This window comes from Gordonia soli NBRC 108243 (assembly GCF_000334455.1).
GTDB classification, from domain to species: Bacteria; Actinomycetota; Actinomycetes; order Mycobacteriales; family Mycobacteriaceae; genus Gordonia; species Gordonia soli.
In genome coordinates this window covers 1-15,374 of sequence record NZ_BANX01000017.1, presented here as the reverse complement: position 1 = coordinate 15,374, position 15,374 = coordinate 1, and the positions used below count along the sequence as shown (strand labels likewise).

General features: G+C 68.3%; 13 protein-coding genes. 7 read left to right on the top strand and 6 right to left on the bottom strand.

The genetic code is table 11. The features are described 5' to 3' along the window. The first annotated feature begins 39 nt into the window (after window positions 1-39). The 4 genes from GS4_RS12200 (at window position 40) to GS4_RS12185 (ending at window position 3,809) form a co-directional block, all read left to right on the top strand. Window positions 40-1,158: a resuscitation-promoting factor gene (locus GS4_RS12200; RefSeq protein ID WP_007620920.1), complete on the top strand. Its 1,119-nt coding sequence runs from the start codon at window positions 40-42 to the stop codon at window positions 1,156-1,158. After that, window positions 1,122-2,018 (top strand): 16S rRNA (adenine(1518)-N(6)/adenine(1519)-N(6))-dimethyltransferase RsmA, encoded by an 897-nt coding sequence (gene rsmA, locus GS4_RS12195; RefSeq protein ID WP_083862715.1) that lies wholly within the window; start codon window positions 1,122-1,124, stop codon window positions 2,016-2,018. The genes GS4_RS12200 and rsmA overlap by 37 nt, the downstream gene beginning before the upstream one ends. 207 nt (window positions 2,019-2,225) lie before the next feature. After that, a complete protein-coding gene (locus GS4_RS12190) occupies window positions 2,226-2,792 on the top strand; it encodes a GNAT family N-acetyltransferase (RefSeq protein ID WP_007620916.1) in 567 nt (188 codons plus the stop codon). A gap of 63 nt (window positions 2,793-2,855) precedes the next feature. Beyond that, on the top strand, window positions 2,856-3,809 hold the full coding sequence (locus tag GS4_RS12185; protein WP_007620915.1) for a 4-(cytidine 5'-diphospho)-2-C-methyl-D-erythritol kinase: 954 nt from the start codon (window positions 2,856-2,858) through the stop codon (window positions 3,807-3,809). 17 nt (window positions 3,810-3,826) lie between these two features. Here GS4_RS12185 and GS4_RS12180 read toward each other — a convergent pair whose 3' ends face one another. Next, window positions 3,827-4,573: a glycoside hydrolase family 25 protein gene (locus GS4_RS12180; protein WP_007620914.1), complete on the bottom strand. Its 747-nt coding sequence runs from the start codon at window positions 4,571-4,573 to the stop codon at window positions 3,827-3,829. 97 nt (window positions 4,574-4,670) lie between these two features. Here GS4_RS12180 and GS4_RS12175 point away from each other — a divergent pair, with 97 nt between their 5' ends. After that, window positions 4,671-5,807: a lipase family protein gene (locus GS4_RS12175; protein WP_040510375.1), complete on the top strand. Its 1,137-nt coding sequence runs from the start codon at window positions 4,671-4,673 to the stop codon at window positions 5,805-5,807. 202 nt (window positions 5,808-6,009) lie between these two features. Beyond that, window positions 6,010-7,845, top strand: a complete 1,836-nt coding sequence (locus GS4_RS12170) for an ABC-F family ATP-binding cassette domain-containing protein (RefSeq protein WP_007620912.1) — start codon at window positions 6,010-6,012, stop codon at window positions 7,843-7,845. 81 nt (window positions 7,846-7,926) lie between these two features. On the opposite strand, the gene GS4_RS12165 is transcribed toward GS4_RS12170, so the two are convergent. From GS4_RS12165 to GS4_RS12155, 3 genes are all read right to left on the bottom strand, one after another. Then, the gene (locus GS4_RS12165; protein WP_040510395.1) at window positions 7,927-8,802 is read right to left on the bottom strand and encodes an SGNH/GDSL hydrolase family protein; all 876 of its coding nucleotides are present in this window, start codon (window positions 8,800-8,802) and stop codon (window positions 7,927-7,929) included. Between the two features lie 119 nt (window positions 8,803-8,921). Further along, complete coding sequence (locus GS4_RS12160; RefSeq protein ID WP_007620910.1) at window positions 8,922-9,659, bottom strand: alpha/beta fold hydrolase; 738 nt, start codon at window positions 9,657-9,659, stop codon at window positions 8,922-8,924. A gap of 48 nt (window positions 9,660-9,707) precedes the next feature. Beyond that, window positions 9,708-11,360, bottom strand: coding sequence for an ATP-binding cassette domain-containing protein (locus GS4_RS12155; RefSeq protein WP_007620909.1), 1,653 nt, complete (start codon window positions 11,358-11,360; stop codon window positions 9,708-9,710). A 247-nt stretch (window positions 11,361-11,607) separates the two neighbouring features. Between GS4_RS12155 and GS4_RS12150 the strand changes: the two genes are divergently transcribed. Beyond that, a complete protein-coding gene (locus GS4_RS12150; protein ID WP_007620907.1) occupies window positions 11,608-12,624 on the top strand; it encodes an enoyl-CoA hydratase/isomerase family protein in 1,017 nt (338 codons plus the stop codon). Between the two features lie 209 nt (window positions 12,625-12,833). Here GS4_RS12150 and GS4_RS12145 read toward each other — a convergent pair whose 3' ends face one another. Beyond that, on the bottom strand, window positions 12,834-13,586 hold the full coding sequence (locus GS4_RS12145) for a hypothetical protein (protein WP_245555646.1): 753 nt from the start codon (window positions 13,584-13,586) through the stop codon (window positions 12,834-12,836). An 11-nt stretch (window positions 13,587-13,597) separates the two neighbouring features. Beyond that, window positions 13,598-15,250 (bottom strand): peptide chain release factor 3, encoded by a 1,653-nt coding sequence (locus tag GS4_RS12140; protein ID WP_245555645.1) that lies wholly within the window; start codon window positions 15,248-15,250, stop codon window positions 13,598-13,600. Between the last annotated feature and the right edge of the window lie 124 nt (window positions 15,251-15,374).

Here is a 15,374-nt window from a genome sequence, read left to right as displayed (position 1 = left end):
TGGATGACCCCGATGTCGCCGGACCAGGATGAGTAAGCAGTGTCAGTTTTCACCCGGATCAACACCGCGGATTCGATGCGCGCACGTGTCGCCGTCGGTGCCGTGCTGACCACTCTCACCGCCGGTGGCGTGATGGGTGTGTCGATGCACAAGAACGTCACGATCGACGTCGACGGCCATGTCGAGCAGGTCTCGACCATGTCGCTGTCGGTCGACTCGGTACTGCGCTCGCGCGGACTCGACGCGAGCTCGGACGACAAGGTCACCCCCGCGCTGGACTCCGGTCTCTCCGACGGCCAGACCATTGTCGTCAAGAAGATGAAGACCCTGGTCATCGACGTCGAGGGCAAGAAGCAGTCGGTGAAGACCAATGCGTCGACGGTGCAGGAGCTGCTGGCGCAGCAGGGCCTCGAACGTGCCGGCGCCGACAGCGAGCAGCCGAAGGGCGAGAAGCTGCCCACCGAGGGTGCCGTCGTCGACGTGATCCTGCCGAAGACGGTGAACCTCGTGGACGGCACCGCCAAACTCCGCCCGACCATCGCCGCCAAGACCGTCGCCGACCTGCTCGCCGACACCGGCAACCCGCTCGCCGAGACCGACAAGGTGGTCCCGGCGGCCGACACCCCGGTCACCGCGAACATGAAGATCCAGGTCACCCGTATCCGGACCGAGGAGAAGACGGTCACGGAGCCGGTGAAGCCGCCGGAGATCGAGAAGAAGGACCCGACCCTCATCAAGGATCGCAAGGTGGTGCTCAAGAAGGGCACTCCGGGCGAGCAAGAGGTCAAGTACTCGGTCACCACTGTCAACGGCAAGGTGGTCAAGCGCGAGAAGCTGGACGCCGAGGTCGTCACGGAACCGGTCGCCGCCACGGTCCGGATCGGCACCAAGCCGGGCGCACCGTTCGTGCCGGTCGGGGTCTGGGATGCACTCGCGCACTGTGAGGCGACCGGCAACTGGGCCATCAATTCCGGCAACGGCTTCTTCGGTGGCGTCCAGTTCGATCAGAACACCTGGGAACGCTGGGGCGGACTCGAGTACGCGGATCGTGCCGATCTGGCTACGCGTGAAGAGCAGATCGCGGTCGCAAAGAAGACGCAGGCCGCCCAGGGCTGGGGCGCGTGGCCGTCCTGCTCGTCCAAGTTGGGTCTCCGCTGAGCGAAGCCGCGAGCGGTCCCGTCTTGTTGGGGCCCAACCGAATCCGTGAACTGGCCGCCGAGGTCGGGGTGCGTCCCACCAAGACGCTCGGGCAGAACTTCGTCCACGATGCCAATACCGTCCGGCGGATCGTCGCCTCCTCGGGAATCGGACCCGACGATGTGGTCCTCGAGGTCGGACCAGGTCTGGGGTCGTTGACTCTCGCGCTGCTGGCCGAGGCCGGGCGCGTGGTGGCCGTCGAGATCGACCCGGTGCTGGCGAAGCGATTGCCCACCACCATCGCCGAACAGGCGCCGGATCAGGCAGACGCCTTCGACGTGATCACCGCCGACGCCCTCCGCATCGCCCGCGACGATCTGCCGGTCGCGCCGACCGCGCTCGTCGCCAACCTGCCCTACAACGTCGCGGTTCCCGTGCTTCTGCACCTGCTCGCCGAGATCCCCACGCTCCGAACCGCTCTCGTCATGGTCCAGGCGGAGGTCGCGGACCGGCTGGCGGCCGGCCCAGGAGGGCGCGTCTACGGAGTGCCGAGCGTCAAGGCCCGCTACTACGGGGACGTGACCCGGGCCGGTTCGGTCGGACGGTCGGTGTTCTGGCCCGAGCCGAATGTCGAGTCGGGCCTGGTCAAGATCGTCCGCACCGATGCCCACCCAGACGATCCGGACCTCCGACGCAAGGTGTTCGCGGTCATCGACGCCGCATTCGCCCAGCGACGCAAGACGATGCGGTCTGCCCTCGCCACCTGGGCCGGTAGCCCGGTCGAGGCCGAGCGTCGGCTCCGCGCCGCCGGGATCGACCCCGGTGTCCGCGGTGAACGCCTCGGTGTCGACGATTTCGTCCGCCTGGCTGGTACAGACTGATCTCGGGCCGCGTCGTCGGCCCGCGGCTACGGGCGCCACTGGTTTCGGGTTTCTGACACGTCACGGCTTCGTGCTGTGCGCTGTCCACGGTGCGGTCGGCTAAGGCGTCACTTCTCCGCCGAATCGAACCGGGACCGAACCGAACCGAGCGCGGCCCCGCCCGTAAACCGGTTGTGTCCCAGGGCGCCCGGTCGTCACGATGTACCCATGACGACGTTGGCCACCGACCGGTTGCTGCTCCGGGCTCCGGATCGGCAGCGCGACGCCGATGACGTCTTCCATGCCTGCCAGGACCCGCTGATCCAGCGCTACACCCTCGTCCCCGTTCCCTACACCCGTGCCGATGCCGCCACCTTCTTCGACCGTGCGGTGCGCCCGACGTCGAATGTCTTCGTCATCCGACGGGCCGTGGACGATGCCTTCGTCGGTGTCTGCGGGGTGCGTGAGGTCGCTCCCGGCGAGGGATCGATCGGCTTCTGGTGTGCACCGACGATGCGCGGTCACGGGTATCTCCGTGAGGCCGTCCGAGCGATCCTCGATGTCGTCACCTCCGGTGCCGACGGTCCGGGGTTCCGGACGGTGCGCTGGCGGGCGATGACCGACAACATCGGCTCGGCCCGGGTCGCAGCCGCAGTCGGGTTCGCCTACACCGGACCCGAGTGGGAGGACGTGCACGGGGTCCCGACCCAGATGTCCACCGCGCGATGGTCTGTCGACGAGGATCCGCCGGAGGCACGGGGATGGCCACCGACCGTGGTCGGCGTCACCGGATAGCGCGCACGGGCGGTCGCCCACGTCACGCTGCGGGGCGCCGACAGTCCATTACCCTGGATCCCTGTGTCCCCAGCGTCTCTGTCCGTCGTACCCGACCGCATCACGGTGCGCGTCCCCGCGAAGGTCAATCTGTACCTGGGGGTCGGTCCGCTGCGCGACGATGGCTACCACGAGCTCACCACCGTCTTCCAGGCGTTGTCGCTGCACGACGACGTGACGGTGAGCAGGTCGGCGGAATTGCAGGTCGTCACCCGCGGGGACGGCGCGGCCGACGTGCCCGCGGACGCGTCGAATCTGGCCATGCGCGCCGCGGAGCTCCTGGCCGACTGGGCCGGGGTGCCCGCGTCGGCCGACATCGCGATCGACAAGACGATTCCGGTGGCCGGTGGGATGGCCGGCGGAAGTGCAGACGGCGCCGGTGCCCTGGTCGCCTTGGCGCGACTGTGGGACATCGACATAGACCGGGAGTCACTCGCGGAGTTGGCTGCCGATCTCGGTAGCGACGTCCCGTTCGCCTTGCACGGCGGTACCGCGCTCGGCACCGGGCGGGGGGAGAAGCTCATGCCGATCCTGTCGCGCGGAGAGTGTCACTGGGTGTTGGCCCTGGCCAAGCAAGGCCTGTCGACCCCGACGGTCTTCCGTGAGCTGGACCGGTTACGCGAGAACCGTTCCAATGGTGGCGAACTCGACGGCGACGCCGAGACCGGCGGGCCTGACGAACTCTTGCAGGCCCTCACCAGTGGCGACCCGACCACCATCGCGCCGCTGCTACGCAACGACCTCCAGCCGGCCGCGCTGAGCCTTGCTCCGGCACTGCGTCGGACGCTGCGGGCGGGGCTGGACGCCGGTGCCCTCAACGGCATCGTGTCCGGGTCGGGGCCCACATGTGCATTCCTGTGTGCCGATGAGGTCGATGCAGTGAACGTGGCCGCCGAACTCTCCGGTGCGGGCGTGGCGCGTGCGGTCCGTACCGCGTCGGGACCGGTGCCCGGCGCCCGGATCATCGACGCGGACTGACCATCCCGCGAACTCGGTTAGCTACCGAAGACGTTGATCGAGTTGCCGTAGGCGCGTAGTCCGCCGGTCGAGCCGTTGTAGCGATTGAGGTCGACTCGGGTCGAGACACCCGGCAACCATCCCGAACTGGTGAACTGCCAGAACGTCCAGGTCCGCCATCCGCCGTTGGGCATCTGCGGCGCCGACTTGCCGTTGTACGACGCGATCCACAACGGGTGATCGGCGAACTCCCTGGTGCTGCCCATGGCGGTGTTCCAGAAGTTCGGATACGTGTAGATGATCGTCTTGCGGCCGGTGATCGGCTCCAGGGTCCGCACGAACTCGCGTACCCATCCCGCGAGGGCGGCCGGGCCGAGTCCGCCGCTGTGCTCGAGGTCGAGAACTGGTGGCAGATCGAGAACACCGTTCTGCCCCAGGACGATCGACGCATAGAACAGAGCCTGGGCGGCTGCCGGTCGACTCGGGTCGGCGTAATGATATGTGGCGCGGACCAAACCGGCCGCCCGCACTCCGAGGCTGTCCGGGATGAAGTAGGGGTTGACGTACCAGGTGGATTCGGTCGCCTTCACCATCGCCATCTGCTGTCCGGCGGCACGGACGGCGAACCAGTTGATGGACGCTCCGCCGGGGTGCTGATGGCTGGACACGTCCGGGCCCACCTGTGGTGCGGCGGCGGCGTGCCCGGCGGTGGCGGGGAGGAGTACCGCGACGGTGGCAGCTGCAGCGAGCAGCAGTCGGTGTCGATGTCTGAACCGCGAGTTCATGGTGGTCACGGTAGGGGATGGCGGCCTGCGATGTCGATGAACGTGCGTAACGGTATGTGCCCCCGCGCAGGAAGGCTTGCGGGCTATCGTCCAGGTCATGCGCATTCGCCTCCGTTCGGCCGCCATCGCCACGTCCCTCGCCGTCGTCGCCGGGGGTGGCGCGGTCGCTATGGATGCTCCGGCCGTCGCCGCTCCTGCGGGCTCTGTTCTGTCGCGTTCGGCGGTGGCATCCGATTTGCTGCCGGCGCACGCAGCGACCGGGACCAAGGTGCTGTACCGGACCCGGGACCAGGCGGGACGAGACGCCTTGAGCACCGGCGTCTTCTACACCCCGCGGGGCACCGCGCCGGCGGGCGGCTGGCCGGTGGTGTCCTGGGCGCACGGGACCACCGGCATCGCCGACCGGTGCGCACCCAGCCTGCGCAAGCGCGGCGGCGCGAACGAGGCCCCGCTCGATGCTGCGCTGGCGGCCGGGTACGCGGTCACCGCCACCGATTATTCGGGACTCGGTGCCCCCGGTACGGCCGAGTATCTGGCCGGCCGCTCGGCCGCCTACTCGGTCATCGACATGATCCGCGCCGCACGAACTGTCGACGGCCGTCTCTCCAATCGCTGGGTCTCGCTGGGACATTCGCAAGGTGGCCACGCGGCGCTCTTCGCGGCGCGGTACGCCTTGTACGCACCGGAGCTCGCCCTCCGCGGAACGGTGGCACTGGCACCGGCGGCCTATTTGGAAAACCTGCTCCCGGCATTGGCGCCCGGTGTCCCAGACGTCGGCAAGTTCAACGGCTTCAGTGCGCTGTTCCTCTACCTGTTGTCCGGACTGGACCACGCGCGTCCGGATCTGGATGTGCCCGGCTATCTGACGGGGAAGGGCCGGGAGTACCTGGAAAGGGCTCGGCAACTGTGTGTCACCGAGCTCCGTCCGGTGTTCCAGCATGTGGCGCCGGGATCGCTGGTGGCACGTCCATTCATCGACCCCCGATTCTCCGCCGCTCTGCGTGACTACACGTCGATCCCCGCGACGGGATGGTCGACGCCGATCCGGATCGAGCAGGGGACCGCCGACCAGACCGTGATGCCGCTGTCGACCACCCTGCTGACCGCACAGCTGCGCGCCGGCGGAGCGAGTGTGACAGAGGCTCAGTACCCGGGCGCAGACCACATGGGCGTCGTCACCCGGGCCGTACCGGACATCATCCGAACGGTGCAGGGGTACTTCGCCCGTCGCTGAGTTCGGGTCAGGTGGCACTGGGGCGCGGCTCGGCGACGTCTCATCCGACCAGCGGGAGCTGTTCGTCGACGCCAGGGCGGTCGGTCGCCGATCTCGGACTCGTGGCCCGTGAGCGGGTCGGACTGCGGGTGTGCACAGCCCGGTGGCTGCGACGCAGTGGTCGCCCCGCGGGTGTGACGGCGCCGGTTGGTAGCGTTGACCAGTGGCAACCCGGACCCCGTCGGCACTGATCAATGCCGACCGCATCAGCAAGAGTTTCGGGATCAAGCACCTGTTGGAGTCGGTGAGCCTCGGCGTTCACGAAGGTCAGCGCATCGGGGTCGTCGGCCTCAACGGTGGTGGCAAGACCACGTTGCTCGAAATCCTGGCCGGCATCACCGACCCCGACGAGGGACGTGTGTCGAGGGCGTCGGACGTGACCGTCGCGACGGTCACCCAGCGCGGCGAGCTGCCCGTGGGGGCCACGGTCGCCGACGTGGTGGTCGGTGACGGCGCGGTCCATGAGTGGGCGGGCGATGCGCGGATCCGAGGCATCCTCGCCGGCATAGGGATCGACGGGCTGCTCGATGCCCGCGTCGACGAACTGTCCGGCGGTCAGCGCCGCCGGGTCGGGTTGGCCGCGGCGCTGGTGTCCGACGCCGACCTGCTGATCCTCGACGAGCCGACCAACCATCTCGACGTCGAGGGCGTGCAGTGGCTGGCCGACCATCTCGTCGCACGTCGCAGCGCGCTGGTGGTGGTGACCCACGATCGGTGGTTCCTCGACACCGTCGCGACCCGCACCTGGGAGGTCCACTCCGGTCGGGTCGACGAGTACGAGGGCGGGTACAACGACTGGGTCTTCGCACGGGCCGAGCGGTCGCGGCTCGCCGATGCCGCCGAGGAGCGGCGCCGCAACCTCGCGCGCAAGGAACTCGCATGGTTGCGCCGTGGCCCGCCGGCCCGCACATCCAAGCCGCGTTATCGGATCGAGGCGGCCGAACGGCTGATCGCCGACGTCCCGCCGCCCCGCGACTCGGTGACGCTCTCGGCGTTCGCGCGCAGGCGGCTGGGACGGGTGGTCATCGAGCTGGAGAGCGCGCACCTCGAGACACCCACCGGAACAACACTTCTCGACGATCTCACCTGGCGTCTCGCGCCCGGCGAGCGGATCGGCCTGGTCGGGGTCAACGGCTCGGGCAAGACAACGCTCCTCCGCGCTCTGGCGGGTGAGGTCGACGTCGCACCCGGTCGGCGGATCGAAGGCACGACGGTGTCGATCGGCTGGTTGCGGCAGGAACTCGACGACCTCGACGAGGACCAGCGCGTGCTGGATGCGGTCGAGGCAGTCGCCGGCAGCATCATGATCGGCGACAAAGAGTTCTCCGCGTCGCAGCTGGCGGAGCGACTCGGCTTCTCGCCGGCTCGTCAGCGGACGCCGATCCGCGACCTGTCCGGTGGTGAACGTCGCAGGCTGCAGTTCACCTGTGTCCTCATGGCCGAGCCGAACGTGCTCCTGCTCGACGAGCCGACCAACGACCTCGACATCGACACACTGCAGCAGGTCGAGGATCTACTCGACAACTGGCCGGGGACGCTCGTGGTGATCAGTCACGACCGGTATCTGATCGAACGGATCTGTGACAGCACCTGGGCGTTGTTCGGCGATGAGACCCTGACCAATCTTCCGGGCGGCATCGAGCAGTACCTGCGTCGCCGACGTGAACTGTCCGCGGCGAGCGCATCGGATCGCGGTGGTTCGCAGCGCGCTACGACGCTGGGACAGCGGTCAGCCGACCAAGGCGCGGAAGCGCCTGCGGCGGTGTCGAAGCCGACCGTCAGCGCCGCCGAACACCGCGAAGCGCGCAAGGCGATGAACCGGTTGGAGCGTCAGATCCAACAGCTCGACGCCCGGGAGTCGAAACTCCACGACGAGCTGGTCGCAGCCGCCACCGAGCCGGATCGCCTGATGACGTTGAATGCCGAACTGCAGCAGGTGGTCGCCGACAAGGAGGCCGCCGAGATGGAGTGGCTCGAGGTCGCCGAGAAGGTCGAGTAGCCGACGTGCCGGTGCCGCCGACGCCGGTGGGCGAACAGAACCAGGCGGGGACTCCGTCGCAAGCGAAGGCGGAGTGCAGGTTCAGCGCCGGATCGCGCCGTTCACCATGGCGCCCACCGCGATCGCACCAGCCTGGTTGATGTGGTACGGGTAGGCGATCGTGTTGGACATCGAGCTCTCGTACCACGGGGTGATCAGATTGCACGGATCATGCCCCGCCGACACTCGGTTCGCGTCGACGAAGGTACCGCCGATCTTGGCGGTGGCCCGCCACAGCGCTCCGTTGGCGCGGTTGAACACCTGATTCATCCAGCGCACGTCGGGATCGCTGATCGGCACCATCGGCCAGCAGCCGTGGGTGCCCATGAAACCGCCGATCCCCACCACGATGATCTGTGCGTTCGGCGCCTTCCGGCGGATCGCGCGCAGAGCGGGCGTCACCCGGTTCTCCATACGGTTGATGCTGTCGCGCACCTGGGTCGCGATGGCGCGGTTGCTGCGGCAGAACCGATCTGTGAACGGTGCGGTCCGGCAGTGCACCAGGATGGCGCCCCAGCGCATGTCGTTGCCGCCGATGCTGACCGTGATCAATTGCGCGTCACGCGGGACGAGGTGGACCTGCGGTGGCTTGTAGCCGGCCTGCGTCGGCTGGCCTGCCGAGTGCAGATTCGCGGCGACCGCTCCCGCGCACGAGAGATCGATGAAGCCTCGGGACAGTGCGAGGACGCGAACGATGGTCGGGTAGTTGAAGGCCGACCGTTTGCAGCCGAGGAAATAGTCGGGGGTCGGGGTGAAGAACCCGCCGGACGCCCGGGAGTCGCCCATCGCGACGTAGGTTCCGCCCGTGTAGCGAACCGGTTGGGCTGCAGCGGTACCCGCCGAACCCATCGCGATCACTCCGGAGACCACCACCGCGATCACCAGTCCGAGCACCGCGCCACGCCACCGTCGCCGCATCACATCGCACCCCACACTGCCCCAGCGGAACACCGCTGACCCTCGAGACCGCCCACACGCGACTCGACGAGGAGTTTAGGACATCAAACTGCGTGGAGGAGCGGTTGTGCCGGTCGAATTCAGGCGGTCGGCTCGGTTGCCGTGTCCAACGTCCGGGCGAACTCGGCGATCGACGCGCCGGTCGCGTCCGGTTGGATCAGCGGGAAGAGGTGGCTCGCGCGCGGGACAACGGTCAGATGGGCGCGCGGCGAGACGGCGACAAAGCGGCGTTCGTTGACCCGGAACTGGTCCCAGCCGCCGTTGACGAACTCGATCGGGCCCGGATACCGCGCCAGTTCGCCGAGTGCGTCGAAATCGGCGACCTCGGCGACGACATCCTTGATGGAGGCCAACGCGAGGCCGCCGACCTCCATGTCCTCGGCGACTTCGCGGCCGACGGCCACCCTGGTCAGCCACTTGCTGATCGCCGCGGCCTCCTTGGGGAGGAATGCGGTGGCCGCGCCGAAAGCCTGGAACGGAGCGGCGAAGAGGCGGCTGGGCTGAGCGGTGGCGCACATCGCCACCAGCCCGGCCACCGACCCGGGATGCCGTCCCGCCGCCGCCATCGAGACGTATCCGCCCATCGACATACCCGCGACCACTGCGGGTCGGCCGAACCTGTCGATCGCGTCCAGCACGGTGTCGACGGCCCCGTCCAGGGTGAAGACCTCGTCCTGACGCGAGCCGTGTCCGGGGAGATCGGGGTGGATCACGGGTCGGTCACCGATGGCTGCGGCGATGCGGTGCAGTGATGCGCCGCTGACCCGCAGACCGTGGACGAGGACGACCGGTGTCGGGGCGTGCTCCGGGACAGACATCGCAGACAGTATGCCTGGCCTGCGGCCAGGGCGTCGCTGTCGGATCGCTCACCCCGAGATCCGCCTCGCGGCGTCCCCCGAATCGCTGCGACCGTGCCCGGCCTCGGCCGCGCTGGGGTCCGCAGCGTTGTCCTCTGCTGCGTCGCCGGCGGGCTCGGCATCCCACACATCGAGGTCGACCCGACGATCGATCCCGATCCGGCTCAGGAACGCGTCGTCGTGCGAGACGACGAGTAGTGCACCCGCCCACCCCGACAACGCGTCCACCAGTTGCTCGACGGTGTCGACGTCGAGATTGTTCGTCGGCTCGTCCAGGATCAGCAGCCGGGGTGTCGGTGACGCCAGCAACGACGCCGCGAGCGCCACCCGTAGGCGCTCGCCACCCGACAGCGTCGACAACGGGCGCTCGGCGCGGTTGCCGCGGAACAACAATCGGGCCAGGTGGCCGCGCACCTGCTCGGCGGTCGCATCGGGATTGCGAACGGCGACCAATCCGGCGACAGTGGTCACGTCCTCGTCGACGCCGAAGTCGATGTGCTGCGGGATGTAGGCGAAGGGCACCAGGATCGCCTCGTCGGCGATCAGGGCGCCGATCAGCGTCGACTTGCCCGATCCGTTCGCGCCGACGAGCGCGACGCGCTCGGGACCGTCGAGATGGAGCCGGGGATGATCGACGACCCCGCCGCGACTGGCCACCGAAGTCTCCGGCAGTCGGATACGACTGGTCAGATCGTCCCGGATGTCCTCGCGGGCGTCGTCGAGCCGACCGGCTGCCGCGGTGACGTCATCCTGGTGGGCATTGCGCAGTTTGCCCGCCGACACCTCCGCCTCGCCACGCCGCAGATGCATCACGATCTTCGGTAATGTCTTGTTGGCCTCCGCTTTCCGCGCGGTGCGTGCTCGCCTGTCCAGCTTGATCTGAGCGTCGACGAGTTCTCGACGCTGCTTGCGGAGATCGTTGGCAGCGGTGGTCGCGGCTGCCTCGGCGATCTCCTGCTCGGCCAGCACGGTGTCGCGGTAGAGCGAGTAGGGTCCGCCGAAGACCCGGACGGCGCCCCGATACAGCTCCAGGGTCGTGTCCACACGTTCGAGCAGCTCGAGGTCGTGACTGACCACGACGACCGTACCGGTGACGCCGTCGAGGGCATCGAACAACCGATGTCGGGCATGATGATCCAGGTTGTTCGTGGGCTCGTCGAGCAGCAGCACCTCCGGCCGCCGGAGCAGTTCGGCGGCGAGTGCGAGCAACGTCGCCTCGCCGCCCGACAGACTGCCGACCCGACGGTCGAGGTCGCCTGCGGGGAGTCCGAGCGCCGAGAGCGCTGCGACGGCACGACTCTCGACGTCCCAGTCGTCGCCCACGGTGTCGAAGTCGGCCGACTCGACGGAACCGGCCTCGATCCGGCGCAGCGCCGACAAGCGTTCGGCGACGCCGAGTGCCGTTGCGATCGACGCGTCCGGCCGCGCCTGGGCGTTCTGTGCCACCAGTCCGACTTCGCCTCGGACGCTGACACTTCCGCGAGTGGGTTGTCGGCGCCCGGCGATGATCTCGAGCAGGGTCGACTTGCCCGCGCCGTTGGAGCCGACGAGTGAATGGACGGCGTCGGCGATGGATACGGACAGACCGTCGAACACGGCTGTGCCGTCCGGCCACGCGAACGCGACGTCGGACAGGGTGACGGAGGGATGGGTGATGGCCATGGATGACTCCTGAGATGTCGGAACGGCATCGCCGACACTGCGGTCGGTGATGGGGATCGCATCTCAGCTGTTCATCGAGTGGCTGCACTCCTCAGGCAGGGAATCGAACCGCGGGTGCCCCGTGATGGCGGCGCGGTCGACGTATGACGACCATAACCGCGACGGTGACGACGCGGCAACAGGATTTCGACGGCGGAGCCGACCGGCGGGGTCGGCGCGTGTGCGGTTCGGGCGTACGGTGACCGTCATGTCCCATCTCCGTAGCAGCGTGAACAACGGCGTCGGCGAGATCGTCCTGGATCGCCCCAAGGCTCTGAATGCACTGGACCAGAATATGATCGACACGATGTACGACGTGTTGCTCGAATGGGGCGACGACGATTCCGTGCACACGGTCCTGGTCACATCGGCGAGCGACCGCGCCTTCTGCGCGGGCGGCGACATCCGAGCGATCCGCGATCACGCGATCGCCGGTGACGCCGACGCGATCACCCGCTACTTCGCCGCCGAGTACCGCCTGGATCAGTTGATCGCGACCTACCCCAAGCCCTATGTGGCACTCATCGACGGCGCGACGATGGGCGGTGGGCTGGGAATCAGCGTGCACGGCGAGATCCGGATCGTCACCGAGAATGCCCTCATCGCGATGCCGGAGACGGCCATCGGGTTCTTCCCCGACATCGGTTCCACCTACTTCTTGCCGCGACTGCCCGACGGTGTCGGTATGTGGCTCGGTCTCACCGGGGCACGAGTGCGAGGCGCAGATGCGGTCGCGGTGGGCCTGGCCACCCACCACGTCCCGGCCGATCGGCTGGACGAGGTCGCCGACACCATCCGGTCAGGCGCCCCGCTCATCGAGGCGCTGTCGGGTCGGACCGTCGCCGCCGAGACCACCGACCTCCCGTTGCGGACCATCGGGGAGTACTTCGCCGACGACAACGTCACCGCGATCGTCGGTGGCCTGCGCGGAGCGGTCGGCGACGAATGGGCGGCTGCGATGGTGGGCTTGATCGAGAAGGCCTCGCCGACCAGCCTCTGGGTGACCGCGGCGATGATCGGCGCCGGTGCCCGCTCGACACTGGACGAATGCTTCGACCGCGAGCTGACCGCAGCGCAGCGGATCACCGCGACCCCCGACTTCGCCGAGGGCGTCCGCGCGGTGCTGGTCGACAAGGATCGCACGCCGTCCTTCGAGCCGGCAGACATCGACGACGTCGATCCAGCGGTCGTCGCTGCCATCGTCGGGGCTGATCGGGCCAGTTGACCGTGCAGCCGGCTCACGGCGGTATGAGATCGGGCCGGCACGAGATCGGGCCGGTACGAAATCTGTACGTCAGCGCTTGGCCGTCGACATATCGTCGCCGGCGGACCGCTGACGTACAGATTTCAGCGCGGCGCAGCGGGGCCCGAGGGGCGGGGACCGGAAGACAGCGCAGGCAGGAAGTTGTGGCAGGGCCGACGAGCTCCGACGACTCAGGGTTCGACGGAGAACCATCCCGACAGCACGACCTTCGTCGTCGGGCCGGTCGATGTACCGGTGGCGGTGGATGACTCGGTCGGGTCGTCGTGCGAGACATCGTCATCGGGTGCCAGCGGGTTCGAGTCGGATCGGGTGGTCGCCGGGCAGGTGAAGGACGCCGCGGCCTTCTTCTTCGACATCGCGCTGATCGACAGCGAGCATCGCGAGGCCTGGTAATAGGCGCCGTCGACCGATGCTCCGATGGTGGCGCCGATCGGCTTGTCGAGTGGGCCGACGGTCGGACGGACCGGACCGACCGGGGGCAGTACGCCGCCGGTCAGGTCGCCGACGTTGAACTCGATCTGTGCGCCGTCGGTACCCGGGCCCTTGAAGACGAACAGCAAGGTGTCGGGTGGGACGTCCGGTGCGGGGGATCCCCACCGCGGGAAGCCGAGACAGTCGGTGGTGTCCACCGACGTCCGGTTGGCCTGGTTCGCCTGCGGCGCATCGGCGGCCGGCCGGATGCGGTCGAGGGCGACGCGGATCGACCCCTTGTGGAAGCGCAATTCCGAGCCGGAACGGTCGATCTGTCCCTTCGGTGGCGTCTCCCGGCACTGGTCCGAGTTCAGTCGTTGCGATGTCGTCGGGGCGGCCGATGTCGAGGACGCCGGCGTCGGCCCCTCGGTCACGGCGCCACATGCGCAGGCGATCACGACGACCGAAGCGGCGAGGGCGCCGACAACCGACGATCGCCGAACGCGAGTCACGACGCCCGGACTCATTCGGCGGTCGCCACCAGCGGCTCGAGTGTCAGGTCGGGATGTTCCTTCTCGATGAACTGCAGCCGCCAGCGATCGCTGAACAGGGCGAGCAGAGCGCCGTCGGTGCGGGTGAACACCTCCACCCCGCGCTGCCGGTCGAGTTCGGGTGCGCTGTCGGCATCGGTGCGGCGGGCCAGTGAGTAGCCCAGGGGCTCGACCACGGTGTCGACGCCGAACTCCGACTTCATCCGAGCCGTTACCACCTCGAACTGCATCGGCCCGACAGCGGCGAGAACCGGTGATGCGTCACCGCGGGTCTCGTTGCGCAGCACCTGGACCACGCCCTCGCTGTCGAGTTGATCCATCGCCTTGCGGAACTGTTTGTACTTGCCCGCCGACGTCGCGCGTAGTGCCGAGAAGTGCTCGGGCGCGAACGACGGGATGGGTGGGAACTGCACGCGCGGACCATCGAAGAGGGTGTCACCGGGGGCGAGCGCGGTCGCGTTCACCAGACCCACGACATCGCCGGGGTAGGCGCGGTCGACGGTCGAACGGTCACGACCGAATACGGCCTGGGCGTACTTGGTGGCGAAGGGTTTTCCGGTCTGGGCGTGGGTGACCACCATCCCACGCTCGAACTCGCCGGATACGATTCGCATGTACGCCAGGCGATCTCGGTGGCTTGTGTCCATACCCGCCTGCACCTTGAACACCACCGCACTGAACGGCTCGCCGACCTCGCGGGGTTCCCCGTCGATGTCGTTTCGCGCCTCGGGGGCGGGAGCCAGCTCGGTGAGTACCTCGAGTAGTTGGCGCACACCGAAGTTGAGCATCGCCGAGGCGAAGATCATCGGTGATGTCTGGCCGGCGAGGAAGAGTTCTTGATCGTGGTCCTGCCCCATCTCGGCGAGCAGTTCGCTCTCCTCGACAGCGGCGGTCCACTCGTCGCCCTCGCGCGCGGCGGCCGCCTCGGCGTCGAGGATCTCCTCAGGGGCGATGGTCGCACCGCCGGCGGTGCGGGTGAACCGCACGTAGTCACCGGTGCGCCGGTCGAGCAGGCCGCGGAAGTCACCCGCGATGCCGACCGGCACGAACAGCGGCGTCGGGACCAGGCCGATGCGCTCGGTGATCTCGTCGATCAACTCGAGCGGCGTCTGACCGGGACGGTCCCACTTGTTGATGACAGTGATGATCGGGATACCCCGGTGGCGACACACCTGGAAGAGCTTGAGGGTCTGGGGCTCGAGCCCCTTGGCAGCGTCGATCAGCATGACCGCGGCATCGACGGCGGTGAGGACGCGGTAGGTGTCCTCAGAGAAGTCGGCGTGACCGGGGGTGTCCACGAGGTTGATGACGTAGGCGACGTCGTCGTCGGCGCCCCCCTCGACCGGATGCCCCTCGGAGGTGTAGCTGAACTGCAGCGCAGTGGAGCTGACGGAGATGCCGCGGGCCTTCTCCATCTCCATCCAGTCCGAGACCGTCGACTTGCGGCCTGCCTTGCCGTGGATGGCGCCGGCTTCGCTGATCATCCGGGCGTGGAGCGCGAGCGCCTCGGTCATCGTCGACTTACCGGCGTCGGGGTGGGAGATGATCGCGAAGGTGCGTCGGCGGCGGACCTCACGGGCGACGTTGGCCGACCCGCTCACCCCGCTCCCGGCCTCAGAACTCACCCGACGAGGCTACCGGGCGGCTCGTGTGGGGAGCAAAACCCGCCCGCGTGGGACGTCGTCGACGAGGGGGGAGTGCTATTCGAACGGCACCGGCGGCATCTTGACGACCTGAGCCGCGTAGCTG